Here is a 15122-nt window from a genome sequence, read left to right as displayed (position 1 = left end):
TACGCCGGTTGCCTAAGTCTTACAATTGGATATAGATATCGTACTGTTGGCCGTCTCGCTCAACAGTTAAATTTAATTCTTGCGGATCGCTCATCACTTGCATCAGTTGTACTGAAGAAGACGGGTCACTTAAATCGATCCCGTTCAGTTGAACCGCAATATCGCCAGGTTGTAGCCCTACATCATTAAATAATGCGGCATCACGACCAGGTGATACTCGATAACCAACAATGTCTCCGTCTTTTTTGACGGGTGAAATGGTGATGTATTTAAAAACGCTTTGTGGATCTTTCGCAATTTCCTCGCGGATTTGCTCTAATTTCTCTCCAACGTCAGACGTCGCTGCTTCTGCTCGCTGAGCTTGCGCCCTAGCTACCTGCGGCGATTCAGATAGCTTCTTATATTCTATACCTTCCATCATTAAGGTCTCGTCTCGACCTTGGTTATCAATGATGACGCGATCCACCAATACCGCTTTTAGTGTCGCACGTGTCCCTTCGATTTCTTCACCCAAACCGTACGTAGCTTGCTTACCTCGGTTAGCAATAACAGCAAGGCTGGTGTTGGCATCACTACTTGCAACCGCACCGACCAGCGTAAGGTTAAGGCGCGTCTTAGGGGCGTCTTTAACAATAGGCTGTTCTACAACCGCCGCTTTTTGCTCAGTGTATTTACCGAATAGGTTGGCATTCTGAAGGGCATTAAAATCTATCGCGTCGCCTTTATTGCTCGCAGCAACGCTACTCGCCGATGGACGCCATTGCGGCACTTCCGACGATTGAGGTATGGCTAACCACACAATTTTGCCAAGTATCCATCCGGTTATCGCAATAAACAGACAGGTAAGCAACAAGCTAAGTTTGGCTTGAATGGTATAATGATTGGACTTGATCTGAGCCAGTAGCGGTCTGCTTGATAATCCTGCACTTAGCTCTAAACGTTTCACTGAATGGATTCCTTTATTCTAACGTCCGTCATTTAAGCTATAACGATAGCTATCGACTTTAAATTGCTAAATTTGCAATAAAATTATTACTCAACAAAGAGCAGTGAACTATATCACAAGTTGTCTTTCATACCTTTTTCTTATGCAGTTTTTGCCAACTCCCTTGAAAAAAATACGCCTTGACTCCATCTGTAGGTGAATAATCCATCACTCATTGCCGTATTCGGGCAGTGATTAGATAGCGTAGTGTTCTATGAGTTCCCTAAATGAAGCCGTTAGGCTAGATAAATGGCTATGGGCCGCAAGATTTTACAAAACCCGCTCCATCGCACGTAACATGGTCGATGGCGGTAAAGTCCACTATAATGGCCAACGAAGCAAGCCGAGTAAAATCGTTGAAGTGGGCGCTGAAGTCAGACTTCGTCAAGGCAACGAAGAAAAAATCGTGATCATCGAACAAATCTCAGATCAACGCCGAGGCGCTCCCATCGCACAAACCTTATATCGCGAAACCAATGAGAGTATCGCGAAACGTGAGGAACACGCGACTCAACGTAAGCTTAATGCCCACAACCCAAGTCCGGAACGCCGCCCAGATAAAAAGCAGCGCCGAGACATCATTAAGTTCAAACACCAATAAAAGCCGGAATTACCAACGAGGAAAGCACTCCATGGCAAATAATGTTTTAAACCGCTACCTATTCGAAGATCTTTCAGTACGTGGCGAGTTGGTACAATTGGATGAAGCGTACCAACGTGTTATCTCCAGCAAGGAATATCCGGCAGCAATAGAGAAACTGCTGGGTGAGCTACTCGTTTCAACTACTCTTTTAACTGCCACTCTTAAGTTCGAAGGTTCGATCACCATCCAGCTACAAGGCGACGGTCCTGTGTCTCTTGCCGTTATCAACGGTGACCATAACCAACGTGTTCGTGGCGTAGCTCGCTGGGAAGGCGATGTTGCCGATGACGCAAACATTCACGATCTAATGGGTAAGGGCTACCTTGTGATCACCATCGAACCGAAAAACGGCGAGCGTTACCAAGGCGTCGTTGGACTAGAAGGTGACACTTTAGCAGAAGTGCTAGAAGGCTACTTTGCAAACTCAGAGCAGTTAAAAACGCGCCTATGGATCCGCACTGGTGAGCATGAAGGCAAAGCACACGCAGCAGGTATGTTGATTCAAGTGATCCCTGACGGCACTGGCTCTCCAGATGATTTCGAACATCTAGAGCAGCTCACTGACACAGTAAAAGATGAAGAATTGTTTGGTTTAGAAGCGAACGAGTTATTGTATCGACTATATAACCAAGACAAAGTACGTCTGTACGAGCCGCAACCTGTCGAGTTCCATTGTGGCTGTTCTCGTGAGCGTAGCGGTGCCGCAATCATCACCGTTGAGAAAGCTGAAATTTATGACATTTTGGCAGAAGTTGGATCAGTTTCTTTACATTGTGATTACTGTGGCACAACTTATACGTTCGACGAATCTGAAGTCACTGAACTGTATGCACAAGCTTCTACGGACAAGAAAACCCTGCATTAATTTACATAGCTTATCAAGCACGTAATTTACCCTACAAAAGGCCAGCTTAATGCTGGCCTTTTTGTGATCAACCCCTCGTAATAACTAGCCTCAAGCGTAATAAAACAACTGCTTAATTTTAAACAATTAATAATGATTTTGCCCTAGCGCAAAGGATTGCGTGCACGATAGACTATTCCCACCAATATGTGACGGGTTACCTAAAACCTTATTGAAATCATGGGTAAATTTTGAGCTATCTCCCTGTTTTCTCCCCGCCCCGTTGCTAGCATGGTGAGCAGATTAAAATTAAAACATTCTTACAAAATCCCTACAAAATCCTTATAAGGAGCACCTATGACCGTTATGGAACATACTAAGGCTGCAACACTTGATCTAACCAAGCACGGACTGCATAACGTAAAAGAGGTTATTCGCAACCCAAGCTACGAAATGTTGTTTGAGGAAGAAACGCGTGAAGACCTAACCGGTTATGAGCGCGGCGTGGTTACTGAACTAGGTGCGGTTGCCGTTGACACTGGCATCTTTACTGGTCGCTCACCAAAAGATAAATACATCGTCAAAGACGCTACGACAGAAGAACATATGTGGTGGACGTCTGATCAAGTGAAAAATGATAACAAGCCAATCACTCCTGAAGTGTGGGACGAGCTAAAAGAACTGGTCACAAACCAGCTTTCTAACAAACGCTTGTTTGTTGTTGACGGTTACTGTGGTGCAAACCCAGATACACGTTTGAGCATTCGTGTTATCACAGAAGTCGCATGGCAAGCGCACTTCGTTAAAAACATGTTTATTCGCCCGACAGAAGAAGAGTTAGCGACATTTGAACCAGACTTCGTGGTAATGAATGGCGCAAAATGCACTAATCCAAAATGGGAAGAGCAAGGCCTGAACTCAGAAAACTTCACCGTATTTAACCTAACTGAGCGCATGCAACTTATCGGTGGTACTTGGTACGGCGGTGAAATGAAGAAAGGTATGTTCGCCATGATGAACTACTTCCTTCCACTAAAAGACATCGCATCAATGCACTGTAGCGCTAACATGGGCAAAGATGGCGATGTAGCGGTATTCTTCGGTCTATCTGGTACGGGTAAAACGACCCTGTCGACTGATCCTAAACGTGCGCTAATTGGTGATGATGAGCACGGCTGGGATGATGACGGTGTCTTCAACTTCGAAGGTGGTTGTTACGCAAAAACGATCAAACTTTCGAAAGAAGCGGAGCCGGACATCTACAATGCAATTCGTCGTGATGCACTGCTAGAAAACGTAACAGTACGTGGCGATGGCTCTATCGACTTTGATGATGGTTCGAAAACAGAAAACACACGTGTTTCTTACCCTATCTACCATATCGATAATATCGTTAAGCCAGTATCAAAAGGCGGTCACGCGAATAAAGTGATCTTCCTATCAGCCGATGCATTTGGCGTACTGCCTCCAGTATCTAAATTGACACCCGAGCAAACTAAGTACCACTTCCTGTCTGGCTTTACCGCCAAACTAGCGGGAACAGAGCGCGGTATTACTGAGCCAACACCAACTTTCTCTGCTTGTTTCGGCGCGGCGTTCCTAACGCTTCACCCAACTAAATACGCAGAAGTACTGGTTAAACGCATGGAAGCAGCAGGCGCTGAGGCTTACCTAGTGAATACTGGTTGGAACGGCACTGGCAAACGTATCTCTATTCAAGATACACGCGGAATTATTGATGCCATTCTTGATGGTTCGATTGAAGAAGCACCAACTAAGCACATTCCAATCTTCAACCTTGAAGTACCAACGTCACTACCAGGTGTGGATCCTAGCATTCTAGACCCTCGCGACACGTACGTTGACCCACTTCAGTGGGAAAGCAAAGCGAAAGATTTAGCAGCGCGCTTTATCAATAACTTTGATAAGTACACAGACAACGCTGAAGGTAAATCTCTGGTTGCGGCTGGTCCTCAGATTGATTAAATCGAGTAACAGCGACGTCGCGTAAACGCAGTGAAAAGTTGGCATTAACTTATCACCTTTACGTAGGCCAAGTTACAAAAATTGCTTCAAGCCCCTCTTTTGAGGGGCTTTTTATTGAATACCACAGAATATTGATACAAGCTAAAGCCTATCTAGTTTTATTTCATAACACACGTAGGTTCTAGCAAAGATGAAAACAGCGCGTCGAGTTCTACTTCTGTTACTGGTTATCTTAGTTGCCATTCCAGCCGCTACGATTGCGCTGCTAACAACATCTTACGCGGACGCAACCTGGCGCTTGCTGTCAAACACCTTTTCTCTTCCCTTCCGGGCCGAAAGCGTGCGTTATGGCTTTCCCTATCACCTAACTTTACAACGCGTGAACACCAGCGGAGACGATGCGTCTTACATCGAGCAAGTCGATTTATGGATGAATCCCGATGTTTATCGCGATGGTAAATGGATCGTTGATAGTTTATTGATTGATGGTATGAGCTTGCAGTATGGCGCACCAAAGCTCCCACCTTTAGATAACGTTTTATTCCATCAAATCGCGCTCAAAAATATTGATTACGCCGACGAGCAGTTCTCTGCCAATGGCATTGACCTTCAAATTCAATCACCACAATGGAATGGTCAATTAATACCATATGGCGAAGTTCAACTTGCAGCTGACCAACTCTATTGGAATGGCGAAGCCTTTAATCAAGTCTTAGTCGATATAGACTACAAACCGCAAGACAGTACGCTTTATGGCACCTCTTTTAACTGGCGTAACAGTCAAATATCTGGGCAAGGGGAGCAGTATCCTCAAGGCTGGTCTTTAGTAAATGTGACCATCAACAAGCTGAAACTGAGTAATACGCAGCGCCAGTCACTGCTTGCAAAACCTTGGCACGATCTACCATTTAACATTAATCATATTAATAGCTTAGATTTGCTTAACGCCGATATTGAATGGGGCGACTGGCACTGGCAGAACTTGGATCTTTCTGTGGAAAACGCCACACTGCCACTGTCTCTCTGGAAGACAAAAGCTCAAGTGTCATTGCAGGCGGATAGCGTTCGATTCCAGCAGCAAACCGCAATAGAGCCACGTTTGAGTGCCGCTATCGAGCCAGGAGTAATCCAGCTCAACGAGCTCAGTTTAGATTGGCAGCAAGGTCGAGTGCAAGTTTCTGGATTGTTCACGCCAACACAATGGAAGCTCAAAGAAGCCTCTATTCAAGGCCTCAAGTGGGCAACACAGCCAGAAGACAACCTAAATTGGTGGCACGCCGCCACCAGCGAGTTAGAGCATGTTGCAATCGAACGACTCGACATTGAGCGCAGCCAAATTATCCAGCTATCTCACGAACCTTATTGGCAACTTTCCGGTTTAAATATCGAAGGACAACAGCTTGATATTAAACAGTCGGCTCAACGTTGGGGCCTTTGGCAAGGCGAATTGGAAGTCAGCGTTGTCAACGCCAGCTATGACCAAATACTCACGTCTCACGCAGCACTTGCCATGCAAAGCAAAGATGGCTTTTGGCAATTGACTCGCCTTTTTGCGCCACTCGATCAAGGCTACGTAGAAGGCATCGGACAGATAGATTTGAGTACCCCAAGCCAACCTTGGGCGCTCAACGTCAATGCTGATGGTATTCCCTTATCGCTCTTCCACGATTATTTTTTACCCGACACACTGGCTATTGATGGTTTTTCCGATCTCAGCCTCGATCTACAAGGGTTATCAGGTGATCGCAACATGCTGGCCTACAGCTTATCGGGTGAAGTGGAAGCCAATCTCCGAGATACCCGCTTGAAGTCCCAAGCGGATCATTCGCTCAAAGCCATTACCTTAAGTCCACTGCGTTTAAGCGCGCAACGAGGGGAAGTTGCCATAAAGCCGGTCACCATCTCAGGAAAAGCCATAAGTGGTAAGGTTTGGGGAACATTTGATATGGCCAACAACCCGCTAAGTGGCATTACTTATCAATTGGAAGAGTCGTGCGGAAACATTGAAGGCGATCTACTAAGTGGTGAAACCCACCGTAATGAGTGCGTGAACGCATCAAAACTGGCCGAGCCTACTGATATTGAGACTCCACAGAAAAATGATCCTTCCATCAAGCAGCCAATCGTGATTGATAACATCAATTTGGAGACTCAAGAGGAAGAGCTTTACGAAGAAATTATCGAAGAAGATGAAGTACCCAACACGCATTCCGCAGCAGAAGAACAAATCCTCTCACCGACAGAGCAAGAAGGTGAAACAGATAAGCGCCCAGCAGGTCAGTCGGCGCTTAACCCATCAGCAACTGAGTAACTGCGAGTAGTTCGGTATCAGCATATAGGTACCGACAAAATCCACAGCTGGCGTGTCACCACTATAAATCACTACGTGAATAACGATGCGTGCTTTGCGTCCCGACTCCAATCGGTCTAGGTCACCACTGATCCCATCCAACGAAGTACTCGCCACGGGGTTTTGTTCGACTGGTTGACGATAACGAATCGAGCTGTCGGCCAACACAATATCACCGTGCAGCCCACGCTCTTTAAGCAGCAGCCACGTCATCCCCCACCCTGTCAGGGTTGCTAAGGTAAAAGCTGACCCGGCGAACATGGTGTTATGCGGATTAAGGTTAGGATTAAGCTGCGCACAGCATTCAAACTGGTAACCCGTGTACTGGTTAATTTTGATCCCCATTTTGTCGCTAATTGGGATTTGTTGCTCCCAGCGCTGTTGAAGCTCAGTACACCATTCAGGGCGACGTAACACATTGGCCATCGGATCCAGTTGCTTCACCATTTGCTGATGGCGCACAGGGCCACGCTCATCGGTTAGCTCGCCTCGACGCTCAAAGCCATTTTTTTCATAAAAGGCGATGGCATCTTCACGGGCATTACACACCAAGCGTTTCGCTCCTTCTTGGCGCGCTAACGACTCTAGTGCAACCAAAACCAGCGAACCCATTCCTTTGCTACGGCGATTATTTTTAACCGCCATATAGCGGATCTGGCCATCATTGTCCGGCGTAATGTATAAACGGCCAATCGCCATAGGACGACCTCGACCATCAACAATCATGCGGTGATGACTCATTTCGTCGTATTCATCGCGCTCTGAGCCGATCGGCATACGCCATGGCTCACGAAGCAGTTGCCAGCGAAACTGATAATACTTGTTTATCTGATTATCGGTTTTGGGAGTAATGAGTTTGAACATATCAATCCTTTGAAAGCACAACACTAATCAGTGTCGGAAAAATTACTCCAAGCCAATTCCATGAGCTTGGAGTTAAAGCTTAGACTATGGCGCCTGTGTTACCAGATTAGACCTGCAACCAAAACGTCACTGGACCGTCATTCACCAAGGACACTTTCATATCGGCAGCGAAGCGGCCACGCTGTGTGGGTAAGACTTCTTCACACAAGTCAGAAAAGTAATCATACAAGCGCTCTGCATCAACAGGATGCGCACCGCGAGAAAAGCCAGCTCGCGTGCCTTTTTTTGTATCCGCAGGCAGCGTAAATTGAGAAACCACCAGCACTTTACCTTCCACCTGTTTAACGTTCAGGTTCATCTTGCCTTCGTCATCTTCGAACACACGGTAGGTTGTAACACGCTCCATTAAACGCTTTGCTTTAGCTTCATCGTCGTCCTTCTCTACGCCCAATAAGACCAGCAGACCACGATCAATTTCTCCTACGACTTCACCATCCACACGGACGGCTGCTTCACTGACTCGTTGAATTAGCGCTATCACTACTCTCGCTTCCTTCATCTGTTAACTGAGATTCAGCGGTCGAGTGTATCATGTCTAAATCTTCACTCCAGTGCTCTCGCTCACCAAGCGCAGCTGTAACTTCCGCCCCCAATAACACGATCATCCAGCATAAATACACCCAAACAAATAAGATAGGAATCGCCGCTAACGCGCCGTAGATGAGCTGATAAGACGGAAACTGAGTGATGTAGAGTGCAAAGCCTTTTTTACTCAACTCGAACAGTATCGCGGCGACTGCTGCCCCCATGGCACCATGAGCGAGATGTACTTTTTTATTCGGCACTAGAATATACAAGCCAAGAAAAGCAAAAAAGGACAGCAACAACGGTAGCCAACGCAGAAATAAATTAAACGCACCAGATAATGTCTCGTTCTCTAAAATTTGCAGCGAAGTCACGTACGACGTCGCCGCAATACTCGCACCGACCATGATCGGCCCTAACGTGAGTACCATCCAATACATAGAGAATGAAAAGACTAAACGGCGCTTGTCTTTAACTCGCCAAATGTAGTTTAAGTTCTTATCAATGTTGGAAATCAGCATGACCGCTGCGATGAATAAAAACCCACCGCCAACCGCGCTCATTTTGCCCGTATTCGCCACAAATTCCTGTAATGCCGTATGTACAGCTTCTCCAGAAGCTGGCACAAAATTCTCAATAATGTAGCCTTGCAGCACCTCACCAACGTTCGCAAAAACGGGAAATTTCGACAATATTGATAACAATACCGTCAGCATTGGCACGATGGATAACAAGGTAATGTAGGCAAGATAGCCCGCGTTCACATTCACACGGTCATGCGTTAATCGCTTAAGAAGATACTTAAAAAACGCGACGCAACTTGGCAGTAGATTGATTAATCTCGCCTTGTAACTCTCTGATAACTGGTTCATAGTTCATCCCATAATTAGCGCCGAGGACATAAGAATGCCTTATTTATTAGCAATTGTACTATCAATTTTCACTTTAACAGGGTGTCAATCTGCTTATTACTCAGCAATGGAGCAGGTTGGGTATCATAAACGAGATATTATGGTCGACCGCGTCGAAGATGCCAAAGAATCTCAACAAGATGCACAAGAAGAATTCACCAGTGCACTTGAAGCCTTGTCTGCGATCACCAACTTTGATGGTGGTGAGCTAGAAAATGTCTACAACAACATCAATGACAAATACGAAGATAGCGAAAAAGCGGCTCAAGACGTACGTGACCGTATTGCTGCGATTGAAGACGTATCCGGCGCACTGTTTGATGAGTGGCAAGATGAGCTAGAGCTGTACTCGAGTGCGAAACTGCGTCGTTCAAGCGAGCAAAAGCTACGTGAAACCAAAGCCTCGTACAAAACCATGCTTAGCGCTATGAAGCGTGCAGAGAAAAAGATGACACCGGTACTGGATACGCTACGTGACAACACGCTGTACTTAAAACACAACCTTAACGCCAGTGCGATTGGTTCTTTGCAAGGTGAGTTCTCTAGCTTAGAGAAGGACATTCAGTTTGCGATCAAACAAATGAACGAAGCGATTGCAGAGTCCGATAAATTCCTACAAAAGCTCAATCAAAAGTAAATGATTCAGACCTCCTCCTAGCGAGGAGGTTTTAGTCGGCGACCTTACCGAGTAAACCGATGACTCTTCGAACAAAGCCTACCCTCTCTGGCACAGTTCCCCATGGTACTTCTATCACTTCATAACCCAACTCAGTATAGACACTCACTAACGACTGATGAATCTCCAATGCTTCTTCAAAGCTGTGCGGACGCACTTCATCTTGTACGTAAATGGATGCTTCAGGTCGACAAGTAAACACCTGACTATGGTACCCAGCGCTTTCGGTTAAGAAAGCTTGGTCAACCTTACAGCCGCCCACTTGTAGGTATGCAATGATGTCGGGGATGGCGCGATCAACAAACGCAACATCATGACAACGCGCATCACTCTTTTGTTTGTCCATCAACCCAAGGCATAACTTGGCAAACTCAGGTAAATTCGTCCACGGCAAAATACCATTTTCTAACTGGCTTTGCTGCTCAATCAAGTCGCGAGACCCTTCAGGAAACGTGGCGTAACCACACGCGTCTAGCGCATTCAGCAGTGTTGTTTTTCCCGCACCAGGCCCACCGGTGATAATAATCGGGTTCATATTCAACTCCAGAAAACAAAAAGCCCCGAGCATAACTCGAGGCTTCTTCTTAATTGAATCGCTTAACGAAAATTATTTCGCGCCACGAGAAGCACGCTTACGGTCGCTTTCCGTTAGGAACTTCTTACGGATACGGATGCTTTCAGGCGTTACTTCTACTAGCTCGTCGTCATCGATGAATTCTAGTGCTTGCTCAAGAGTCATCTTGATTGGCGGAGTAAGAACCTGTGCGTCATCGGTACCTGATGCACGAACGTTGGTTAGCTGCTTACCTTTCAGTGCGTTTACCGTTAGGTCGTTGTCACGGCTGTGAATACCGATAACCATACCTTCGTAAACTTCAACACCGTGACCGATAAATAGACGACCACGCTCTTGAAGGTTGAACAGTGCGTTAGTTAGCGCTTTACCCATCGCGTTCGCGATTAGTACACCGTTTACACGTTGACCGATGTTACCGCCTTTGTGAGGGCCGTAGTGATCAAACGTATGGTAAAGAAGACCTGAACCTGAAGTCAGTGTCATGAATTCCGTTTGGAAACCGATCAGACCACGTGATGGCATAACGAAGTCCATACGCACACGACCTTTACCGTCTGGAGACATGTCTTTCAGCTCACCTTTACGTAAGCCGATGTTCTCCATGATGCCGCCTTGGTGCTCTTCCATTACGTCGATAGTTACCGTTTCGAACGGTTCCATCAACTGACCATCTTCTTCTTTGATGATTACTTCTGGACGAGATACTGCTAGCTCGAAGCCTTCACGACGCATGTTTTCGATCAGGATAGAAAGGTGAAGTTCACCACGACCTGATACGCGGAATTTATCTGGATCGTCTGTTTGCTCAACGCGTAGTGCAACGTTGTGTACCAGTTCCTTCTCAAGACGCTCAAGGATGTTACGTGACGTTACGAACTTACCTTCTTTACCCGCGAATGGAGACGTGTTTACTTGGAACGTCATTGTTACTGTTGGTTCATCAACAGACAATGGTGGTAATGCTTCTACTGCGTTTTGTGCACAGATAGTGTCAGAAATTTTCAGCTCGCCAAGACCAGTGATTGCGATGATATCACCCGCGTTAGCTTGTTCCACTTCGTGACGCTCTAGGCCAAGGTAGCCCATTACTGTACCCACTTTACCGTTGCGAGTTTTACCGTCAGCACCAATAATGGTTACCTGCTGGTTTGGTTTAACGCTACCACGAGTTACGCGAGCCACGCCGATAACACCAACGTAAGAGCTGTAGTCTAGCTGAGAAACTTGCATCTGTAGTGGACCATCAAGGTCAACATTTGGCGCGTCAACAACATCAACGATAGTTTGGAATAGTGGTTCCATGTTCTCGCCAGTTTCGCCTTCTTCTAGAGAAGCCCAACCGTTAAGTGCAGATGCGTAAACTACTTTAAAGTCTAGCTGGTCATCAGTTGCACCTAGGTTGTCAAATAGATCGAACACTTGGTCCATAACCCAATCAGGACGTGCACCAGGGCGGTCAATCTTGTTGATTACAACGATTGGTTTTAAACCGTGAGCAAATGCTTTTTGTGTTACGAAACGCGTTTGAGGCATTGGACCATCAACTGCGTCAACGATAAGTAGTACAGAGTCTACCATCGACATGATACGCTCAACTTCACCACCGAAGTCCGCGTGTCCCGGAGTATCTACGATGTTGATACGGTAATCGTTCCAGTCGATTGCTGTGTTTTTAGCAAGAATGGTAATACCGCGCTCTTTCTCGATGTCGTTCGAGTCCATGACTCGCTCTTCAGCTTCACCGCGAGACTCAAGCGTGCCTGATTGTTGTAGCAGCTTGTCAACCAACGTGGTTTTACCGTGGTCAACGTGCGCGATGATCGCGATATTTCTTAATTTATCAATCTGTGGAGTAGCCATGGATATTGATTCACTTAGATAGATGAAATGCCCCCACGCTGAGAACGGGTGCTCTCTGGCGACATTTGCTGATTAAAAAAACGGCCATAATGTACCAGATTTTAGCAAAAAGCCTAGAAATATGTGATCTACTCCCGAGCATTTCTGCGATTTTTACGCTTAATGCCCATTTTCTTCCTCAGAACGAATTGATTAAACGCAACTTTATTCTAATCGATGCATAATTCAAATTGACTCTTGCTCAAAAACTGGGCTGAATACGCAATGTACCTGTCACATTATGGTGCAACAATGATTTTTAGCACCATAATAGTGCAATCAAAGATCATTTTGGTGCAAGCAACTGCACCAAACTAGCATTCAAAAACACAATTGCTTGAAATTAATGGAATATTTTTTTTGGCACGGTTTTGGCTTTAGTTAAAACAGCATCGATTAATGAAAAGTCAAATTGATTAATCAATGCCAGGTTTCATGAATAATTCATAAATCGAGCTTTTACCGCTTATTAACACTGGAGGTTATCCAAGATGTCAGTAGAAAACGTTCTATCGCTGATCCAAGAAAACGAAGTTAAGTTTGTTGACCTACGCTTCACTGATACAAAAGGTAAAGAGCAGCACATTTCGATCCCTGCTCACCAAATCGACGCAGACTTCTTCGAAGAAGGTAAAATGTTCGATGGTTCATCAGTTGCTGGCTGGAAAGGTATCAACGAATCAGACATGGTAATGATGCCTGACGCATCTTCTGCTGTGCTTGACCCATTCACGGAAGACGCAACACTAAATATCCGTTGTGACATCTTAGAGCCTGCAACAATGCAAGGCTACGACCGTGACCCACGCTCTATCGCAAAACGCGCTGAAGACTTCATGCGTTCTACTGGTGTTGCAGATACTGTACTTATCGGTCCTGAGCCAGAATTCTTCCTATTTGATGACGTGAAGTTCTCGACAGACATGTCAGGCTCTTTCTTCAAAATCGACGACGTAGAAGCGGCATGGAACACAGGTTCTGACTACGAAGAAGGTAACAAAGGTCACCGTCCAGGCGTTAAAGGTGGTTACTTCCCAGTAGCTCCAGTAGATTCATCTCAAGACATCCGTTCTGCTATGTGTCTAGTAATGGAAGAAATGGGTCTTGTTGTTGAAGCGCACCACCACGAAGTGGCAACGGCGGGTCAAAACGAAATCGCAACTCGTTTCAACACGCTAACAACCAAAGCTGACGAAATCCAAATCTACAAGTACGTTGTACACAACGTTGCTCACGCGTTTGGTAAAACAGCGACGTTTATGCCTAAACCACTTGTTGGCGACAACGGCAGCGGTATGCACGTTCACCAGTCTCTAGCAAAAGATGGCGTAAACCTATTTGCTGGTGACAAGTACGGCGGTCTATCTGAAATGGCGCTTTACTACATCGGTGGTATCATCAAACACGCTCGTGCAATCAACGCATTCGCTAACCCATCAACCAACTCGTACAAACGTCTTGTACCAGGCTTCGAAGCACCAGTAATGCTAGCTTACTCAGCGCGTAACCGCTCTGCTTCAATCCGTATCCCAGTGGTACCAAGCCCGAAAGCACGTCGTATCGAAGTTCGTTTCGGTGACCCAGCGGCGAACCCATACCTATGTTTCGCAGCAATGCTTATGGCTGGTCTTGACGGTATCAAGAATAAGATCCACCCAGGCGAAGCGATGGATAAAGACCTTTACGATCTTCCAGCTGAAGAAGCAGCAGAAATCCCAACTGTTGCATACTCACTAAAAGACGCGCTAGCAGAGCTAGATGCTGATCGTGAGTTCTTAACAGCGGGCGGCGTATTCTCTGACGACTTCATCGATTCATACATCGACCTTAAGTCTCAGGACGTAGAGCGTGTGAACATGACAACTCACCCTGTTGAGTTCGAACTTTACTACTCTGTGTAAGGTCGACACTGTGTAAAATGTAAACACAGCAATAAAATATTAGGCTCGCCTCGCAGGCGGGCCTTTTTTGTATTCGCCAGTCAAGCTTCGACGTTTAACATGAGAGGATAATAAAAATACACTTAGAATTTTTCCTTACAGGTCAAAGAGCTAAGCCATTGAAACGTGAAATCATCGAACAAGAGAAGGTGAGCAATGAAAGTTCAGCTTATTCCATCACTGTGTGCACTCAGCGGATTGTTAATCGCCTCTATCGCCTTCGCGCAGGTCGCGTATACGTGGGTAGATGAAAATGGCGTGGTTCACTTTAGTGATACGCCAAACAAAGGAGCAAAAGCGATCGCACTGCCAAACCTTGAAGCCAGCGCACCAGCTCCTGAGGTAGAAAGTACTGAATCGCTCGCACCTCAGACTACGCCATCTACTGCATCACAAAACAAGCCAGAGAAAACAACCGAGAAGCCTCTCCCATTACAACTCTCGATGCTGACTCCCAAGCACAACGAGACCATCCGCAGCAATCGAGGCATCATCAATATTCAATTAGAAACCAATCGCAAGCTTGGTATCGGTGAGCAATTGCAATTGTTACTCGATGGAAAACCTTATGGTGCACCACAAAACCATATAGTGTGGCAGTTAAACAATATTGACCGAGGCACTCACACACTTGCTGTGCACGCGAAAAGAAGCGGCAAGCTTATTGCATCTACTAGCCCTATAACGGTGCATTTACATAGAGCAAGTGTTAAGCCGACCGTAAAAGGGGCAAAATAGAATATCTGGTGAAAAAAATCACATCACAGCGATGCTTTTCACTTTTTCTTCTAAGATTTATTCGCCATACTTAACGTTCAATTGCACCATTATTGTGCATCGCACAATCTTAAAGCAAAACAAG

Annotated in this window: 13 protein-coding genes; 7 read left to right on the top strand and 6 right to left on the bottom strand. The window is 45.9% G+C overall.

The annotated features are described in order from the left end of the window. Nucleotides 1-19: 19 nt before the first annotated feature. Entirely contained in the window at nucleotides 20-946 is a 927-nt protein-coding gene (gene gspC, locus R7040_RS08305) for a type II secretion system protein GspC (protein WP_005379294.1), read from the bottom strand. Nucleotides 947-1199: 253 nt separating this feature from the next. Here gspC and hslR point away from each other — a divergent pair, with 253 nt between their 5' ends. The 4 genes from hslR to R7040_RS08285 all read left to right on the top strand — a co-directional run bounded on the left by hslR (nucleotide 1200) and on the right by R7040_RS08285 (nucleotide 6769). Beyond that, entirely contained in the window at nucleotides 1200-1586 is a 387-nt protein-coding gene (gene hslR / locus R7040_RS08300) for a ribosome-associated heat shock protein Hsp15 (protein ID WP_005379292.1), read from the top strand. Between the two features lie 31 nt (nucleotides 1587-1617). Further along, nucleotides 1618-2493, top strand: coding sequence for an Hsp33 family molecular chaperone HslO (hslO, locus tag R7040_RS08295; protein ID WP_005379290.1), 876 nt, complete (start codon nucleotides 1618-1620; stop codon nucleotides 2491-2493). A 336-nt stretch (nucleotides 2494-2829) separates the two neighbouring features. Then, nucleotides 2830-4458: a phosphoenolpyruvate carboxykinase (ATP) gene (gene pckA / locus R7040_RS08290; protein ID WP_005379288.1), complete on the top strand. Its 1629-nt coding sequence runs from the start codon at nucleotides 2830-2832 to the stop codon at nucleotides 4456-4458. A 190-nt stretch (nucleotides 4459-4648) separates the two neighbouring features. Further along, nucleotides 4649-6769, top strand: coding sequence for an AsmA family protein (locus R7040_RS08285; RefSeq protein WP_064353519.1), 2121 nt, complete (start codon nucleotides 4649-4651; stop codon nucleotides 6767-6769). Here the strand turns inward: R7040_RS08285 and R7040_RS08280 are convergent. The 3 genes from R7040_RS08280 to R7040_RS08270 form a co-directional block, all read right to left on the bottom strand. Then, nucleotides 6755-7672, bottom strand: coding sequence for a bifunctional GNAT family N-acetyltransferase/hotdog fold thioesterase (locus tag R7040_RS08280; RefSeq protein ID WP_005379283.1), 918 nt, complete (start codon nucleotides 7670-7672; stop codon nucleotides 6755-6757). The genes R7040_RS08285 and R7040_RS08280 overlap by 15 nt on opposite strands. A 106-nt stretch (nucleotides 7673-7778) precedes the next feature. Beyond that, complete coding sequence (gene dtd, locus R7040_RS08275; protein WP_005379282.1) at nucleotides 7779-8213, bottom strand: D-aminoacyl-tRNA deacylase; 435 nt, start codon at nucleotides 8211-8213, stop codon at nucleotides 7779-7781. Continuing rightward, nucleotides 8185-9129, bottom strand: a complete 945-nt coding sequence (locus R7040_RS08270; RefSeq protein WP_005379281.1) for a virulence factor BrkB family protein — start codon at nucleotides 9127-9129, stop codon at nucleotides 8185-8187. The genes dtd and R7040_RS08270 overlap by 29 nt, the downstream gene beginning before the upstream one ends. Before the next feature lie 34 nt (nucleotides 9130-9163). On the opposite strand from R7040_RS08270, the gene R7040_RS08265 reads away from it, so the two are divergent. Next, nucleotides 9164-9805, top strand: coding sequence for a DUF2959 domain-containing protein (locus tag R7040_RS08265; RefSeq protein ID WP_005382972.1), 642 nt, complete (start codon nucleotides 9164-9166; stop codon nucleotides 9803-9805). A 31-nt stretch (nucleotides 9806-9836) separates the two neighbouring features. Here R7040_RS08265 and R7040_RS08260 read toward each other — a convergent pair whose 3' ends face one another. Continuing rightward, entirely contained in the window at nucleotides 9837-10379 is a 543-nt protein-coding gene (locus tag R7040_RS08260; protein WP_005382971.1) for an AAA family ATPase, read from the bottom strand. A gap of 72 nt (nucleotides 10380-10451) precedes the next feature. Beyond that, nucleotides 10452-12281: a translational GTPase TypA gene (gene typA / locus R7040_RS08255; protein WP_005379276.1), complete on the bottom strand. Its 1830-nt coding sequence runs from the start codon at nucleotides 12279-12281 to the stop codon at nucleotides 10452-10454. A gap of 530 nt (nucleotides 12282-12811) precedes the next feature. Between typA and glnA the strand changes: the two genes are divergently transcribed. Both glnA and R7040_RS08245 read left to right on the top strand, forming a co-directional pair. Continuing rightward, entirely contained in the window at nucleotides 12812-14221 is a 1410-nt protein-coding gene (gene glnA, locus R7040_RS08250) for a glutamate--ammonia ligase (protein WP_005379275.1), read from the top strand. A gap of 195 nt (nucleotides 14222-14416) precedes the next feature. Continuing rightward, nucleotides 14417-14998 (top strand): DUF4124 domain-containing protein, encoded by a 582-nt coding sequence (locus R7040_RS08245; protein ID WP_064353518.1) that lies wholly within the window; start codon nucleotides 14417-14419, stop codon nucleotides 14996-14998. Nucleotides 14999-15122 lie beyond the last annotated feature (124 nt).

The organism is Vibrio sp. 1069 (assembly GCF_033340555.1).
This window is presented reverse-complemented; position numbering and strand designations above follow the sequence as displayed.

Coding starts and splice junctions, on each gene's coding strand:
- hslR (WP_005379292.1), top strand. CDS start 1,200: ATGAGTTCCCTAAATGAAGCCGTTAGGCTAGATAAATGGCTATGGGCC.
- hslO (WP_005379290.1), top strand. CDS start 1,618: ATGGCAAATAATGTTTTAAACCGCTACCTATTCGAAGATCTTTCAGTA.
- pckA (WP_005379288.1), top strand. CDS start 2,830: ATGACCGTTATGGAACATACTAAGGCTGCAACACTTGATCTAACCAAG.
- R7040_RS08285 (WP_064353519.1), top strand. CDS start 4,649: ATGAAAACAGCGCGTCGAGTTCTACTTCTGTTACTGGTTATCTTAGTT.
- R7040_RS08280 (WP_005379283.1), bottom strand. CDS start 7,672: ATGTTCAAACTCATTACTCCCAAAACCGATAATCAGATAAACAAGTAT.
- R7040_RS08270 (WP_005379281.1), bottom strand. CDS start 9,129: ATGAACCAGTTATCAGAGAGTTACAAGGCGAGATTAATCAATCTACTG.
- R7040_RS08265 (WP_005382972.1), top strand. CDS start 9,164: ATGCCTTATTTATTAGCAATTGTACTATCAATTTTCACTTTAACAGGG.
- R7040_RS08260 (WP_005382971.1), bottom strand. CDS start 10,379: ATGAACCCGATTATTATCACCGGTGGGCCTGGTGCGGGAAAAACAACA.
- typA (WP_005379276.1), bottom strand. CDS start 12,281: ATGGCTACTCCACAGATTGATAAATTAAGAAATATCGCGATCATCGCG.
- glnA (WP_005379275.1), top strand. CDS start 12,812: ATGTCAGTAGAAAACGTTCTATCGCTGATCCAAGAAAACGAAGTTAAG.
- R7040_RS08245 (WP_064353518.1), top strand. CDS start 14,417: ATGAAAGTTCAGCTTATTCCATCACTGTGTGCACTCAGCGGATTGTTA.